This window comes from Vibrio sp. 10N.247.310.24, assembly GCF_041467175.1.
Classification (GTDB): domain Bacteria; phylum Pseudomonadota; class Gammaproteobacteria; order Enterobacterales; family Vibrionaceae; genus Vibrio; species Vibrio tasmaniensis_A.
The window spans coordinates 23,727-39,214 of the sequence record NZ_JBFSUD010000044.1 but is presented as its reverse complement, the minus strand read 5'-3'; the positions used below and the strand labels follow the sequence as shown (position 1 = coordinate 39,214).

Sequence of the window (15,488 nt, the reverse complement as noted above, 5' to 3'; positions counted from 1 at the left end):
GCTCGGAAGGATCCTTCAACCGATCACTTTGGCTTTAACTGATCGGCATTAGCCCAAATAGAGGCTGCTTTTTTTGTTCTTGTCTACAGGCTCTGATCTGAGCGCTGAGCAAGAGTATCTAGTGAGTCAAAAGATTACTCTGCAGCTTTTGTCTCTTCAGTTTCGATACCAGCTTCTACAGATCCTTCTGCTTGTTCTAGAGTGGCTTTCGCTTGTTCTTCAGCTTCCATTTTTGCGCGATCAGCTTTAGAAATATAGCGAGGCTTGTTGCTACCATGCAGTTTAGAATTCGCCTGTTTCTGTCTTTTCTTTAGAATTTGATTGATTTTTTTCTTACGGTTCATTGCTGCATAGCCTTGTATTTAGTTTATGCGGTGGAGGATAATCATTTTAGATCTAGAACTCAACCTGTACGGTCTCTCATTAGGTAATTAATCATGTTCCAACATAACAACATTCTACAAGGCGAACTCGAGACGGAGTACAAAACCGTTATTGCGATGGTGCACATCTACTGCAAAGATCACCACGGTGCGGTTCGTCAGAATAACGCGTTATGTGAAGAGTGTGAGCAACTGTTGCGTTATGCAGAGACACGACTTGATAGATGCCCTTATGGCGAAGCAAAGCCGACCTGTAACAAGTGTCCGATTCATTGTTATAAGCCTGATCCTAAAGAGCAGATGCGTTTAGTGATGCGCTATGCAGGGCCAAGAATGCTACTTAAGCATCCGATTTTAGCAATACGACATTTGATTCATGAGAAACGTAAAGTGCCAGAGAAGCCACTGCCGAATGTGTCTAATCGCCATATCCGAATGAACAAGAAGTAACTGGTGCTTTAAAGTGGTCGCAGAAGAAACGAAAAGGTCTGATTGCTCAGACCTTTTGTGTTTCTGCTAACTGCCTTATCAGAAGGCAGTCTTGTAGAAAGAATACTTTATGTATAAAGCTATACCGCTTGAGGCTCGTCGTAGGTCACTGTGAGATTGTTGATCCAGCGTCGGCTCAAGTAACGGTGCGAGCATATTGCCAATTTCACCACTTCTTCTACTAACATCAGGCCATAGATGTATTTGAAGTCCCATCCTGCGACAAACGCGCCATAAACACACACTGGAATGCCCACCATCCACATCGCGATGAAATCCATGCGAAGGCAGAAAGCGTTATCACCACCAGCACGAATAATACCGTTAATGATCACCATGTTGAGCATACGAATCACCACTGCAAAACACATGATCATCATTGCTGGCGAAGCAAGCGGGTACAATGCATCTGTAGAAAGGTTTAACCATGATAGTACATGCTCTTTACCCATAAACAGTAGCAAGCCAACGACAGCGCCAAAGCCAACGACGGCTTTAATGAATGTTAGACCCATGCTCATAGCATCATCAAATTCATCACGGCCCAGCGAATGGCCAAGCAATACTGAACACGCCACCGAAATACCAAAGAATATTGAGTAACACAGCGATTCGAACGGTGCGAGCATCGAGAACACCGCAAGTTCAGTCGTGCCCATGTGACCAAAGATCATTTGATATGCCATTGTGCCCATTGCCCACAACACGGCATTCATCGTTAGCGGCAACGCAATACGACGGTAAGAAAGCCACAGTGATGGACGGTGTGGTGAGCTTGGGGTGGTTAGCAGCCAGTGTTTACGAACACGCATGTAGCTATACATTAAGCCCACTTGAATCAATCGCGCTAAGGTTGTCGCCAATGCAGCACCCGCAACGCCCATTGCTGGAATGCCGAAAGCCCCTTTAATTAGAATGAAGTTAAGTGCAATGTTGAGTGCAATGGTAACACCACCTAGCAATAGTGGGATTACGGTGTCACCTGATGAGCGCATGCTTGCTTCTACCACTACAACAATGTGAGTTAGAAGTAGAACAGGGAACCCATACCATAGGTAAGTCGCTCCAAGCTCAATCACGGTTTGATCGCTAGTTTGCAACATCATTAAAATCTGAGAACCAAGAGTGATGATTGCTGTAACAGGCAGCAGAACTTTTAAACCAAACACCATCGCGATGGATGATACTGTTCGTGCGCTTTTTCGGTCATTCTTTCCCCAGTATTGAGCGACTAATGTACCGTTTGCTGAGGCCAACCCTGCCATAATCATAATAGCAACGAAGTGCCATTTTGATGCAATTCCCACAGCGGCTGCTGCTTCCATACCAAAATCACTGACCATCAAGACGTCAGCAAGGGCAAGAATAGCAACCAGCGCACTTTGCAAAGCAACAGGCAAACCAAGTTTAACTATACGAGGTAATATGCTCTCTGGCTTGTTATTCATAGATGAGTTAGGGTTGATGTTAGTTGTCATAAGCTCTCCGATTTATGGCAGAACTATAGTGATTTGAGCGAAGTAACAACATGTTTAAAAAACAACAAAACCTGTGCGAATCCGTCATTGATACCATGGAGCCTAAATCAACGTGGCAAGATGATGTTTTTCTCGCGGAACATTGCAAAGAACGTTTTTTGACCGTTGAAGATATCCCAGAGATGAAAAGCTTTGGTGTCTATATGGGCGGTATGGCAAAACTATACGATGGTTATTGGGTTGAGCGAGAATCCGTTAATGTTCATACGTTGATTTTCACTATGGAAGGTGGCGGCATTCTAACAACCACGACATCAGTACAAGCGATTACACCGTATACGCTGGTGGTTCTTCCTGCCGGAACCCCATTTCGTTTTGAACTCGATCCGCAATATAACTATTGGAAAATGGCGTGGATGTTGACTCCCGATACTAAGCAGTGGCAACACATAGCAAGTTTAGGTCAGGGGATTGTGCCTTTTGGAGAGTGTGAGCAGATCTGGTCATTAATGAACTTGGTTTACTTTGAGATAGGGGGCCGAGCCAGTTACCGTAAGTTACTCTTGAGTGAAATAGTCCGAACGTTGACGGGGTTTGAACCCAAATCAACAAGCACCACCGCTCGTGTTCAAGCGCTCTATAATGAGATTGAAAGTAGTCTGCATCAACCATGGACAGTAGCTGGTATGGCTCAAAGGGTGTTTATCAGCGAAGAGCAGCTTAATCGAGTTACCAAAACGCTCTTCGACCTATCACCACGCAGCAAGTTGATTCAACTAAGAATGGATAAAGCGACCAGTTTGTTAAAATACCAAGATTGGTCGGTGTCGATGATTGCCAACCGCTTGGGTTACAAAGATCCTTATAACTTCTCACATCGCTTTAAAAAGCATTTTGGTTTATCTCCAAGCCAATACCGTAAAAGCCATCGACTTCCCGGGTAGAGTTGGTAGTCCACTAAAAATTCGTTTCTTAGAACAATTCCACAAGATCAATTTTGCAGTAAATGTACGGTATTAAGTGATCTATCAATTTAGTATTTTTGTACTATTCGATAATATTGGAAATATCTTAAAAGACGACTGCTTATGAAACGTAAGGAATCCATACCAAAAATAGCGGATCACGTAGACGATTTTAAACTTCCGTCTAAGTGGGTTCTAAATAAAAAAGAGTTTCAATCTGGTACGAGGATCGTCCGAAATCAGGAGTGTGGCTCGATAATAGGGACGCTTGCTGAACCTCATCGTAAGGTTCTTTTTTACTTATATCAAAATAAAGGGCACGTGATCAGTAAGCGGGTTTTGAAGCGTGTAGGTTGGGCGGGGAAAGCCGTGACATCAGCTTCAGTATTGGTTGCTATCTACGAGATAAGAAGGATCTTAGACTGTCGTTGTATAAAAACGGTTTCTAACGAAGGTTATGTACTGGAGGATTAATTACCCTTTATTGATATCCTGTTCATATATTAATAATAAAAATTTAATCTCTTTACCGTATACGCTGCTTTCATTATCTTCGATTTTAAACGTCCACTTATAAGCGACGTTATACAAAAATGACTGAATTTAACTTTGTTGCTGGCTATATCGTAAGGGAACTGTATAAAAATGGACGCCTATCCTGTAATAGATACTCACCACTCTGAACACAACGTAATACTTGAACTCAACGGAAAAATAGTTGAACTCGACACCAAACTTATTCGCAATGTTGAAAACGGCTATGTTCTGGCTACCATGCCTTTAGCGTATCGTAAGATCATTCTGTTTATGAATCAAAACCGAGGGAAATTGTTCAGTGTCGGGCAATTGAAGAAGATTGGCTGGGAGAATGGGTCAGTCACTAACTCGTCAGTGATTGTTGCGATATCTGAGATCAGATCACTATTCGGGGATGGCCTAATCATTACCATTACTGGTGAAGGCTACATATTTCAGCCTTAACCTGAAGAACACCTCTATTTCTAGTATTGATGCTTTTTGTCGACTTTTGCTCAGAAGTCATCAAACAAAAAGAGCTCTTCGTTAGACGGAAAGTCATAACTAAGAGCTCTAGAGGCAACTATCCTACCTGAGGAGGATAGTTGCCATTCGAGCTTACTCGCCTGCAATCTGTAGAGGAGAGCGTTTTAAGCTAGCAATCAACATGTAGATCGTTGTAGCGAGTAAAGACGCGAACAGGTAAGTGAATAATCCCGCTTGTGAATCCATAAAGCTATCCGCGACCAATGGGCCAGCGACTGAACCGATGCTGTAACACAACAGCATAACCTGAGTCACTGACACTAGATAGCTTGGGTCTAAGTTACGACAACCCAAGTTAATCGCGATTGGGTAAAGTGCAAAAGTCGCCATACCTAACACAAACAAGCTCATACCAAGAACATAAAAATCATGGTTAATCGTTAGTACACCAATGCTTGCAACCCCTAGTAGGCAGAACAGAGCCATTAATAACACTTGTCCTATGTGGTGAGATAACCATGTCACCATCGGCTGAACAGCCATACCACCCATAATCACCAACGCCATCAAACCACCAATATCTTGGTGTGCGATGTTGCGCTGAGCGAGCTCTACAGGCATCAAGCCATAAATAGAACCCAGTGTTAATCCAGATACAATACAGCCAATCAAAGCGCTGTGGCTAAGTTTGCTGATTTGCTTTAGTGACAAAGACTGCGCATCGTGAATTTGTGGTGCTGTCGCTTGTCCGTACATCAACACAATGATTGCACCAAACAACAAGGTGAACATTGCAATGAAAGGTACGCCACCTGTAATACCAAGGTAACCGATGCCGAGTTGGCCAACGGCAGAGCCGCCGTATAGCGAACACATGTAAACGCCTAAACGTTTCGCGCGCTGAGATTCGTCACCGCTCATTAACCAAGACTCTACAATCACAAAGATACCTGCAACCGCTACACCAGCGACAAAGCGGGCTAATAACCATACAGCTTGATGTGGGATGAGTGGTAATACGAGGATCGTTGCGATAAAAATAGCCAGAGCGATAACAAACGCATCTCTGTGACCAACACGTGCGATCGCACGTTCAATCAATAACGTACCGGCTAAAAGCCCTGCATAGAATGCACTCGCCAACCAACTCGATAGATTTTTGTCTAAGCCATACTCAGACAACATTAATGGTAATGAACTCATTAAATAGCCTGAAGCGATCGCGTAAAAAGACAATGCAATAACCGGAACAGTTATGCGAGTTGTTGGTTGGATGTTGTCCAATGCAGGAGCCTCTAAATAGTGGAAGAAACGATGAATTTTCCGCGACTATGGGGGAGAAACTGAATTGGGTAAAACGAATAAAAATAGTCGTTAAGATAAAAGAAATTTATCGAGATCTTGAGCTAAAATACCATAGCGGAATTTACGATTTTTCGAGATTTTATGCGGTCAAAAAGCCACTAGGATTATGTTCATTATGGTTTTGTAAGCGATACAATCATCCGCGTAGGTCATCCGTGATGGTTGTTGAACATCACGATAATTCAAGCGAAGAAAGTTAAGCTCATTGGTGCTTTATGAACATACACAACGTCATTGAACAGGCCAGAGAGGAATGGTGTTGTGTTCAACTTGATGTTACAAATACCCGCGTAAAATGTTCATTCGTATGGTGTTATCAATGACGGCAATAGCGTAAACGAGAGTTACACCCAATGGAGATAGGCAAATGGATAGTTATGATTTTATTGTTGTTGGCGGGGGCTCGGCAGGATGTGTAATGGCTGCAAGGCTGTCTGAAGATCCCAATGTCACGGTTTGCCTATTGGAAGCAGGTGGTAAAGACACAAGCCCATTAATTCATACACCCGTAGGTATAGCCGCGATGATGCCAACTAAGCTAAACAACTGGGCCTTTGAGACCGTTGAACAGCCGGGTTTGAATGGTCGTAAAGGTTATCAACCAAGAGGTAAGACACTTGGTGGGTCCAGTTCTATCAATGCCATGATGTACGCTCGTGGGCACCGTTACGACTACGACACTTGGGAAAGTTTGGGTAATGCAGGTTGGAGTTATGAATCGTGTCTGCCTTACTTTAAGAAAGCCGAAAATAACGAAGTTCACCAAGATGAGTATCACGGCCAAGGTGGCCCTCTGAACGTCACTAACCTTCGATCGCCAAGTCCGATGTTGGAACGTTACTTAACGGCGTGTGAGTCGATAGGGGTTCCCCGTAATGAAGACATCAACGGTGCTGCTCAGTTTGGGGCGATGCCGACGCAGGTAACCCAGTTGAATGGCGAACGGTGCAGTGCTGCCAAGGCTTACTTAACGCCAAACCTTTCGAGACCAAATCTTACGGTCGTGACCAAGGCAACCACGCATAAGGTCTTGTTTGAGGAGAAGAAAGCGGTAGGTGTTGAATACGGCTCGAATGGCAAGCGTTATCAGATCCAATGTAACAAAGAGGTGATTCTATCTGCTGGTGCATTTGGTTCTCCTCAACTGCTGTTATTGTCGGGTATCGGTGCGAAAGCTGAACTAGACATGCATGGCATCGAACCGGTTCAAGAGCTACCAGGCGTCGGCAAGAACCTTCAAGACCATATCGACTTAGTACATTCGTACAAATGCAGCGAAAAGCGTGAAACCTTCGGTATCTCGTTGCAAATGGCCTCTGAAATGACCAAAGCTTTGCCGTTATGGCACAAAGAACGCCGCGGTAAGATGAGCAGCAATTTTGCAGAAGGGATAGGCTTTCTCAGTTCCGAAGATCATATCGTCGTGCCGGATTTAGAGTTTGTATTTGTCGTTGCAGTAGTCGATGACCATGCGAGAAAAATTCATACCAGTCATGGCTTTACCTCTCATGTAACCTTACTGAGGCCAAAAAGCCATGGCAGCGTAACGCTCAATAGTAATGATCCTTATGACCCGCCTAAGATCGATCCTGCGTTTTTCAGTCATCCTGAAGATATGGAGATAATGATTAAGGGCTGGAAGAAGCAGTATCAAATGTTAGAGAGTTCGGCGTTTGACGACATCCGTGGTGATGCTTTCTATCCGGTAGATGCCTGTGATGATAAAGCGATTGAGCAAGATATTCGCAACCGTGCAGACACTCAGTATCACCCGGTCGGGACCTGTAAAATGGGCCCTAACAGTGATTCATTAGCCGTGGTGGATAACGATCTTAAAGTCTATGGGTTGAATAACTTGAGAGTCATTGATGCTTCTGTGATGCCGACACTGATTGGGGCAAACACCAACGCGCCAACCATTATGATTGCTGAAAAAGTCGCAGATCAAATCAAAGAGGAATACGGGTTTGGTAAGCAAGCATCTAGTATTCAAGCGAAAGGCGAAGCTGTGGTTTAATTCAAGAAGTTAAATGATAACCATAAATAAAACAGTAGGTTAGATAGTCTTGATTTGATAAGACTCTCTAACCTATTTTTGTGTGCTTACTTAGAATAAAGCAAAAGTTAATTCAATCGCTTAACCAATAGCTTAAACAATGGTGTTATTTAGTTAGAGCTTGATTAAGCCACTGATCAAATTGACCTTTTGGTAATGCACCGTTAATCGTATCGACACGTTTGCCATCTTTAAACACCATCACGGTTGGAATGCTTCTGATTTGGTACATCGCGGAAAGCTGTTGCTGAGCTTCAGTATCAATCTTAACGAATCGAACATCTCCTGAACGCTCTTTAGCAACGTCACTGAACACTGGCGCAAAGCCAACACATGGGTTGCACCATGTCGCCCAAAAATCGACAACCACTGGCTGTGAACTATTCAAAATAGATTGGAAATTAAGTGACGTTCCTTCGATAGGAGCGCCATCGAGTAATGCTGTTTTGCATTTACCGCAGGTTGGGCTTTCTGAAATTCTTTCTGAAGGAACTCGGTTTACGCCATTACAAGAAGGGCAACGTGTGTTGAATGTAGACATAACTTTCTCTTTTTATTGTAACTCCGTGTCTAACGCGATTTACGAATCACGCACGGAGCGCTTATACTGTTTAAAACTAGAATACGATACTTAAATAAAAACAAACAATAAATAGGTAAATGATGACAAAATTTTACGCCGAGATTACGGGCTGGGGAAAGTGTCTGCCACCAGCCGTGTTGTCCAATGATGATCTAAGCACTTTCATTGATACGTCTGACGAGTGGATTCGAACTCGAACTGGTATCGAAAACCGTCGTATCAGTCATGTAAATACCTCTGAGTTAGCGACTGTTGCTGCTCAACACGCCATGGCGTGTGCTGGTCTTACTGCCGAAGATATCGACCTCGTGATCATCGCGACGTGCAGCCCAGACTCCCTTATTCCAAATACTGCGTCTAAAGTTCAGCAGAACCTAGGCATCAAGAGCGCAGCGGCTTTCGACCTTAACGCAGCGTGTACTGGCTTCATCTATGGCGTTGAAACCGCAACTCGATTGATTCAAGCGGGCAACTACCGCAATGCCATTGTTGTGGGTGCAGAACGTCTTTCATTCTTCATCGACTGGACCAAGCGTGATACTGCGGTTCTATTTGGTGACGGCGCAGGTGCTGTGGTTCTATCTCGCACTGAAGAGCAGATTGGCTTACAAGAAGCGCAAATCGGTTGTGACGCCGAAGGCCGTGACATTTTAGCGGTACCAAAATTCGGTACTTCTATGGATCGCTTTGCTGCAGATAATGGCTACTGGGACTTTGATTTCGTAGGTAAAGAGATCTTCAAGCGTGCAGTGAAAGGCATGGGCGCTGCGGCACACACAGTATTAAGCCGTACTGGCATCTCAACCGACAATATCGATGTTGTGATTCCGCACCAAGCTAACATTCGAATCATCCAAACTTTGTGTGATATGGCGGGTATTGAGCGTGAGAAAGCGTTTGTTAACATCCAAAACTACGGCAACACGTCGGCTGCGACTGTGCCAATCGCATTATGTGAATCGTTAGAGCAAGGTTTTGTTAAACCTAACTCAAACATCCTTGTGGCGGCATTCGGAGCCGGTTTAACTTGGGGCGCTGGTCATATTAAATGGGGTAGCCGAGTTGAACCGTTAGGCCAATCGGACGCTAAGCTGCCAGAAGCGGATAAATCTGCTTTAGAGCTTTTAGAAAGAGCCATTTTACACTGTAAAACGCGGCCTAACTCAGAAAGTGAGTAGCGGAGTATGGTACGAGTTCGCCTTTTAAGTCGGATTCGCCCCATGATATAAATCGACCACCATAGTGCTCGTTTAATTAGGGACTTCTACAGTCCCTTTTGTTATTTCTTAGGAAGTGTTTTGAAGAAAGTTTTAGCAATTGGCTACGTTTGGCCAGAACCGAATTCATCGGCGGCTGGCAGCCATATGATGTCTCTTTTACGCCTGTTCAAGAGACAAGGTTGGTCCGTTGAATTTGCAACGCCAGCTCAAGAAACCGAGCACATGATCGATCTCTCTGAAGAGGGCATCACGAGCCAATCTATACAGTTAAATTGCGATAGCTTTGACCAGTACATTGAAGAGCTGCAACCCGATGTCGTGATGTTTGACCGTTTCATGATGGAAGAGCAGTTTGGTTGGCGTGTCGAGAAAGTATGTCCGAATGCCTTTAAGTTACTGGATACCGAAGACTTACAGTTCCTACGTAACGCGCGCCATGAAGCGGTTAAGAAAGAGACTGAACTGACCAAAGCTCATTTGTACAGTGACTTGGCTAAACGTGAAATTGCCGCAATCTTACGCTGTGATCTTTCGTTGATCATTTCAAGTTACGAGATGGATCTGCTTAAATCTGAGTTCAATATCGATCCAAAACTGCTTCATCACTTGCCGTTCATGGTTGATCTTAATACACTTCCTGAAAGCACGAAAAGCTTTGAAGAACGTAAGCATTTCATGACGATAGGTAACTTTAGACACGCACCGAACTGGGATGCTGTGCTTCAGTTACAGAAGATTTGGCCGAAAATTCGTAAACAGTTACCTGAAACTGAACTTCATATTTACGGATCTTACCCGCCGCCGAAAGCAACGGCTTTGCACAACCCTAAAACCGGTTTCCATATCAAAGGTTGGGCGAAAGACGCTCAAGAAGTGATGGAGCAAGCTCGTGTGTGTGTTGCACCACTCCGATTTGGTGCGGGCATTAAAGGCAAGTTGCTTGATGCGATGAAGTTACAAACTCCGAACGTGACGAGTGAAATCGGCAGCGAAGGCATGTTACCACAAGGAGAATTGCAATGGCCGGGCGCAGTGGCTGATGACATCGACGAGTTTGTTGAACAAGCTGTCGGTTTATACAAAGATGAAGAGAAGTGGCTTAAAGCACAAAGCCAATGTCATTCAATCCTTGAAGCGCACTACGTGCAGAATCAACTCGGCGACACATTGATTGAGCGATTAACGGCGTTAGAGTCCGATCTTGAATCTCATCGACTGGATAACTTCTTTGGTTCGATGCTTAAGCACCACAGCATGGCGAGCACCAAGTATATGTCGCAGTGGATAGCTGAAAAGAACAAGACTAAGTAACTGACACAATAAACCGAATCAAATAATAAGCCCTTAGGTTAACGCCTAGGGGCTTTTTTCATGCAGGACGCTTATTAATTCCAGACTTACAAACCGAACATTCTAGTGTACATTAGCATTGACTAATTTATATTTATTAGTAAACTCTAATTTAAATTAAGGGTGATGAGTTAATCGACGTTATGAGAGAGGTCAGTGATGAGTTTAATACCTTGGAATGCATTGTTCGGTGGCATGTTGTTAGGCGCGTCGGCAATTATTCTTATGTTAGGAATAGGGCGAGTAGCAGGTATTAGTGGCATTGTTGGCCACTTGTTACCGTCGAGAAAGAACAAAAGATTAGAATCAGGATCCGAATCGAACTCGGACTCCAGCATTGAGAAAACCGAAAAACATTGGCGACTTGCTTTTGTTGTCGGAATGGTCGTGAGCGGCTGGTTATTGATTCCAACAGGCTACCAACTTCCGCAATTAGAAGAGATCAACTTCGCAGTGGTTATCATAGCCGGATTATTGGTGGGCTTCGGTACCAAGATGGCGAATGGCTGTACTAGCGGCCATGGCATTGTGGGGATGGCTCGTTTGTCCAAGCGCTCAATCATAGCTACTTGTCTATTCATGGGTGTGGCAATCGTAACTGTGTTGGCTAAGAACTTGATCGGTTTGGGGGCGTAATGAAAAACTCTTCACTTACCATCGTTATCGGTTTGGTCGCAGGTATTCTTTTTGGCTCAGGTATGATCATTTCAGGCATGGTTGACCCGAACAAAGTACTTGGGTTTTTAGATATTGCTGGCGACTGGGACATTAGCTTGGCATTCGTCATGGGTGGCGCGTTATTGGTCTTCGCTCCGTTTTATCACTTGGTCATTAAAAAGCGCGCTCAAGCCGTCAATGGCGAACTTTTAGATAGCAGTAATAATCCACTAATAGATAGAAAGTTGATCTTAGGTTCAACTGCCTTTGGTTTAGGCTGGGGGATTGCAGGCTTTTGCCCGGGCCCTGCAGTAACCAGCCTTAGTGGGGGTAACCCAACGGTATGGCTGTTCGTCTTAAGCATGCTGGTGGGAATGTGGTTGGCGGGTCGTACGAACAAAACCTGTTAGTAGCAAGCTTATCGCTGATTACATTGGCTTTGACGTTATTCGTTCTGAACTGACCAAGCATAGAGGTTGACTCGCTTTTAGCAAAAAAGCCAGTCAGCCTCTTTCTATATCTACCGTTAGCTATGATCTGCCGTTATCTAAAATCTACTATTTAATAGTCGTTGAAACTGGGCAATGGTCGCTAAGTTTGTAATCAAGCACATCTTGCGTTTCAAAGACCTTCTGTTTAGCAGGAGAGGCATCTAAGGATTTGCTCACTACAATATGATCAATCACAGAACGGAACTGGTGTGTGCGATGGTTATTGCGGTTTGAGCGTACCTTACAATCTGCTCGAGTTTTTCTTGTCGCCAACTGAGCATCGGCATTTTGAGTTAAGTCTTTCCACATCCAATCTCTTGAGTAAGAAAGGTTATGGTTGAAATCGCCTAATATTGCGTAATCCTGACCTTGGCGTTCTCTTTGCTGTATCCACTTATTAAGTTGTTGCGCTTGGTCTTTGAGCCTTGAACAGTCACGGTTAGATTTATACGCGCCGCTGCAACCCGCCTTTAAATGCACAGACAACATGTGAATTGGTTTTGTATCCGTTTCCACAACCATATAACTGGCAAATCTAAGCTTGCTGTTAGCGCTCGATTCGAGAGGAAAGTCAGCGTAGTCGGTGAGTATGATTCCTTTACGAACCGCGAAGCCTGTGTATTGGTTTACTTCTTTGAATTGATGGTTGCTGTTTTCTGGTAATGCTCGGTCAGACATCAATATCTTGTATTGATCGCCAGCGATGCGCTGAATGGCATTGACGTCGTCGACTTCTTGAAAGGCGACCACATCCGCATCTATGGATTGAAAGTATTCTTCAAGTTTGTCGAAATCCGCTTGATCACGTTGGGCAGAAAACTTATTCACAGCCTCGTTGGTTGATAACCATTCGATATTCCAACTGGATATGGTCAAAGGTTCAGCAAATGTCTGGCTACTGAGTAAGCAACCTAACATTATCCAATTTTGAAGTCGTTTCATCCCAAATATCCCTAATTTTGGTGTGCAATATAGTTGAGCCGTTATCCTACAACACTTACCAAAAATTCAACTCTTTTTAGCAGTTTTTTTATTGTTACATTGTTTATTTTCGACTTGAGATCTCACGTAATAATATTGGATTTATCTTGTTCGGCGTGCCTGTTTTATTGATCCAAATCAATACTCAATGTTGGTGGTTCTCGTTAAATACGCCACAATATCTAGTGTTAGTTAAACGATAAATCGCTCTATAGTGTGTTTGTGGATAAGTCTGTGAATACCTCAAGAGTAAGGAGAAGTGGTGAAATCAATCGTAATCAAGCGTGATGGCTCAAGAGCTCCATTCAGTAGAGATCGCATCCAAGCTGCAGTGGAAGCAGCATCAGAAAAAACCGATAAGGAAATTGCTATTTATGCTCTGAATGTGGCATTAGCAGTTGAGTTGAAGCTCGAAGACTACGATGAAGTTCATATCTCTGAAATTCAAACCATGGTCGAGAACGAGCTAATGCAGGGACCATACAAGTCTCTTGCTCGTGCCTACATTGAATATCGTCATGACCGTGACATCGCACGTGAAAAGCAAAGCGCTTTAACTCGCGAGATCGAAGGTCTGATCGAAGAAAGCAATGTTGATCTGATCAATGAGAATGCCAACAAAGACGGCAAAGTTATCCCAACTCAGCGTGATTTGCTGGCGGGGATCGTGGCTAAGCATTATGCAAAAACTCACATTTTGCCGCGTGATATCGTACAAGCTCACGAATGTGGTGACATTCACTATCACGATTTAGACTACGCACCGTTCTTCCCAATGTTTAACTGTATGCTTATCGATCTGAAAGGCATGTTAACGCATGGCTTTAAGATGGGTAACGCGGAAATCGACACACCTAAATCGATCTCTACGGCGACAGCGGTAACCGCACAGATCATCGCGCAAGTGGCAAGCCACATATACGGCGGTACAACGATTAACCGTATCGACGAGGTTCTAGAACCTTACGTAATGGCGAGTTACGAGAAGCACTTATCACTAGCGAAAGAGTGGGACATTCACAGCCCAGAAGCTTTTGCTATCTCTCGTACAGAGAAAGAGTGTTACGACGCATTCCAGTCTTTGGAGTACGAAGTAAACACGCTACATACAGCTAACGGTCAAACACCATTCGTTACGTTTGGTTTTGGTCTAGGCGAAAGCTGGGGTTCAAAACTTATCCAGCAATCTATCTTGAAGAACCGCATTGCCGGTTTGGGTAAGAACCGCAAAACAGCCGTTTTCCCTAAACTGGTATTTGCAATCAAAGATGGTTTGAACCACCAGAAACAAGATCCAAACTATGACATCAAGCAATTGGCGCTTGAGTGTGCATCTAAGCGTATGTACCCAGACATTCTTAACTACGACAAAGTGGTAGAAGTGACAGGGTCATTTAAAACGCCTATGGGCTGCCGTAGCTTCTTGAATACTTACGAAGAAAACGGTGAGTTGATTCATGAAGGCCGTAACAACTTAGGTGTTGTTAGCTTGAACTTGCCACGTATTGCTATTAACGCAAAACAAGATATGGCTAAGTTCTACGAACTGCTTGATGAAAAATTGAAGCTAGCTCGTCGCGCTCTAGAAACTCGTATTTCGCGTTTAGAAAACGTGAAAGCGCGTGTTGCTCCAATCCTATACATGGAAGGTGCCTGTGGCGTTCGTTTGAAAGCAGACGATTCTATTGCCGATATCTTCAAGAATGGCCGTGCGTCTGTTTCTCTTGGTTACATTGGCATCCATGAAGCAATGACAGCACTTTACGGCACAGACGTTCACCTGTATGACGACGGCGAAATGCGTGCTAAAGCGCTTGAGCTGGTGGAGTACATGAAGCGTGAAGTGGAATCTTGGACAAAAGAGACAGGTTACGCGTTCAGCTTATACGGTACACCAAGTGAAAACCTATGCAGCCGTTTCTGCAGCATCGATACCAAAGAGTTTGGTGTAATTGATGGTGTAACTGACCGTGGCTACTACACAAACAGCTTCCACTTAGACGTACAGAAGAAAGTGAACCCATACGACAAGATCGATTTCGAGATGCCTTATCCAGAAATCTCTAGCGGTGGTTTCATCTGTTACGGCGAATTCCCGAACATGCAGAAGAACATCGAAGCACTAGAAAACGTATGGGACTACAGTTACACACGTGTTCCTTACTACGGCACCAACACGCCAATTGATGAGTGCTACGAATGTGGCTACAACGGTGAGTTCGACTGTACAAGTAAAGGCTTTACGTGTCCTAAGTGTGGTAACCATGACTCAACCAAAGTGTCTGTAACGCGCCGCGTTTGTGGTTACCTTGGTAGCCCAGATGCACGACCATTTAACTTCGGTAAGCAAGAAGAAGTCAAACGCCGCGTGAAGCACCTTTAGTAAGCTCTAAGATCATTAGCTAGCTTACTAAGAAGAGCTACGTTTCAAGAAACAAGATTGGTATCGGCGCTATGTCGATACCAAT

Annotated in this window: 15 protein-coding genes and 1 pseudogene; 11 read left to right on the top strand and 5 right to left on the bottom strand. The window is 44.1% G+C overall.

Features of this window, described 5'->3' with window-relative positions; all coding sequences use genetic code 11:
• Nucleotides 1-134 precede the first annotated feature (134 nt).
• Nucleotides 135-344, bottom strand: coding sequence for a DUF2986 domain-containing protein (locus AB6E08_RS14495; RefSeq protein WP_135384378.1), 210 nt, complete (start codon nt 342-344; stop codon nt 135-137).
• A gap of 93 nt (nt 345-437) precedes the next feature.
• Between AB6E08_RS14495 and AB6E08_RS14490 the strand changes: the two genes are divergently transcribed.
• Nucleotides 438-833 carry a nitrous oxide-stimulated promoter family protein gene (locus tag AB6E08_RS14490; protein ID WP_019822759.1) on the top strand — a complete coding sequence of 132 codons (396 nt, stop codon included), beginning with the start codon at nt 438-440 and terminating at the stop codon, nt 831-833.
• Nucleotides 834-952: 119 nt separating this feature from the next.
• Here the strand turns inward: AB6E08_RS14490 and AB6E08_RS14485 are convergent, their stop codons facing one another.
• Nucleotides 953-2,350: an MATE family efflux transporter gene (locus AB6E08_RS14485; protein WP_372066637.1), complete on the bottom strand. Its 1,398-nt coding sequence runs from the start codon at nt 2,348-2,350 to the stop codon at nt 953-955.
• 50 nt (nt 2,351-2,400) lie between these two features.
• Between AB6E08_RS14485 and AB6E08_RS14480 the strand changes: the two genes are divergently transcribed.
• From AB6E08_RS14480 to AB6E08_RS14470, 3 genes are all read left to right on the top strand, one after another.
• Nucleotides 2,401-3,294 carry a helix-turn-helix domain-containing protein gene (locus AB6E08_RS14480; protein WP_135384376.1) on the top strand — a complete coding sequence of 298 codons (894 nt, stop codon included), beginning with the start codon at nt 2,401-2,403 and terminating at the stop codon, nt 3,292-3,294.
• A 144-nt stretch (nt 3,295-3,438) separates the two neighbouring features.
• On the top strand, nt 3,439-3,789 hold the full coding sequence (locus AB6E08_RS14475) for a transcriptional regulator (protein WP_371726753.1): 351 nt from the start codon (nt 3,439-3,441) through the stop codon (nt 3,787-3,789).
• Between the two features lie 171 nt (nt 3,790-3,960).
• The gene (locus AB6E08_RS14470) at nt 3,961-4,296 is read left to right on the top strand and encodes a winged helix-turn-helix domain-containing protein (RefSeq protein WP_012600601.1); all 336 of its coding nucleotides are present in this window, start codon (nt 3,961-3,963) and stop codon (nt 4,294-4,296) included.
• A gap of 153 nt (nt 4,297-4,449) precedes the next feature.
• Here the strand turns inward: AB6E08_RS14470 and AB6E08_RS14465 are convergent, their stop codons facing one another.
• Nucleotides 4,450-5,601 (bottom strand): MFS transporter, encoded by a 1,152-nt coding sequence (locus AB6E08_RS14465; protein WP_012600602.1) that lies wholly within the window; start codon nt 5,599-5,601, stop codon nt 4,450-4,452.
• Here AB6E08_RS14465 and AB6E08_RS14460 point away from each other — a divergent pair.
• Together AB6E08_RS14460 and AB6E08_RS14455 are read left to right on the top strand one after the other, a co-directional pair.
• A pseudogene (locus AB6E08_RS14460) lies at nt 5,601-5,809 on the top strand (hypothetical protein). The gene AB6E08_RS14465 and the pseudogene AB6E08_RS14460 sit on opposite strands and share 1 nt — an antisense overlap.
• Nucleotides 5,810-6,049: 240 nt before the next feature.
• Nucleotides 6,050-7,699, top strand: coding sequence for a GMC family oxidoreductase (locus AB6E08_RS14455; RefSeq protein ID WP_372066642.1), 1,650 nt, complete (start codon nt 6,050-6,052; stop codon nt 7,697-7,699).
• A 145-nt stretch (nt 7,700-7,844) separates the two neighbouring features.
• Here the strand turns inward: AB6E08_RS14455 and trxC are convergent, their stop codons facing one another.
• Nucleotides 7,845-8,279 carry a thioredoxin TrxC gene (gene trxC / locus AB6E08_RS14450; protein ID WP_135381437.1) on the bottom strand — a complete coding sequence of 145 codons (435 nt, stop codon included), beginning with the start codon at nt 8,277-8,279 and terminating at the stop codon, nt 7,845-7,847.
• Between the two features lie 122 nt (nt 8,280-8,401).
• Here trxC and AB6E08_RS14445 point away from each other — a divergent pair, with 122 nt between their 5' ends.
• The 4 genes from AB6E08_RS14445 (at nt 8,402) to AB6E08_RS14430 (ending at nt 11,958) form a co-directional block, all read left to right on the top strand.
• Entirely contained in the window at nt 8,402-9,499 is a 1,098-nt protein-coding gene (locus AB6E08_RS14445; protein WP_372066677.1) for a ketoacyl-ACP synthase III, read from the top strand.
• A 120-nt stretch (nt 9,500-9,619) separates the two neighbouring features.
• The gene (locus tag AB6E08_RS14440) at nt 9,620-10,852 is read left to right on the top strand and encodes a glycosyltransferase (RefSeq protein ID WP_372066645.1); all 1,233 of its coding nucleotides are present in this window, start codon (nt 9,620-9,622) and stop codon (nt 10,850-10,852) included.
• Between the two features lie 198 nt (nt 10,853-11,050).
• Nucleotides 11,051-11,527, top strand: coding sequence for a YeeE/YedE family protein (locus tag AB6E08_RS14435; protein ID WP_371702072.1), 477 nt, complete (start codon nt 11,051-11,053; stop codon nt 11,525-11,527).
• Nucleotides 11,527-11,958: a DUF6691 family protein gene (locus AB6E08_RS14430; protein ID WP_372066648.1), complete on the top strand. Its 432-nt coding sequence runs from the start codon at nt 11,527-11,529 to the stop codon at nt 11,956-11,958. The genes AB6E08_RS14435 and AB6E08_RS14430 overlap by 1 nt, the downstream gene beginning before the upstream one ends.
• Before the next feature lie 147 nt (nt 11,959-12,105).
• Here AB6E08_RS14430 and AB6E08_RS14425 read toward each other — a convergent pair whose 3' ends face one another.
• The gene (locus AB6E08_RS14425; protein ID WP_372066651.1) at nt 12,106-12,981 is read right to left on the bottom strand and encodes an endonuclease/exonuclease/phosphatase family protein; all 876 of its coding nucleotides are present in this window, start codon (nt 12,979-12,981) and stop codon (nt 12,106-12,108) included.
• 301 nt (nt 12,982-13,282) lie between these two features.
• On the opposite strand from AB6E08_RS14425, the gene nrdD reads away from it, so the two are divergent.
• The gene (nrdD, locus tag AB6E08_RS14420) at nt 13,283-15,403 is read left to right on the top strand and encodes an anaerobic ribonucleoside-triphosphate reductase (protein ID WP_371702069.1); all 2,121 of its coding nucleotides are present in this window, start codon (nt 13,283-13,285) and stop codon (nt 15,401-15,403) included.
• Nucleotides 15,404-15,488 lie beyond the last annotated feature (85 nt).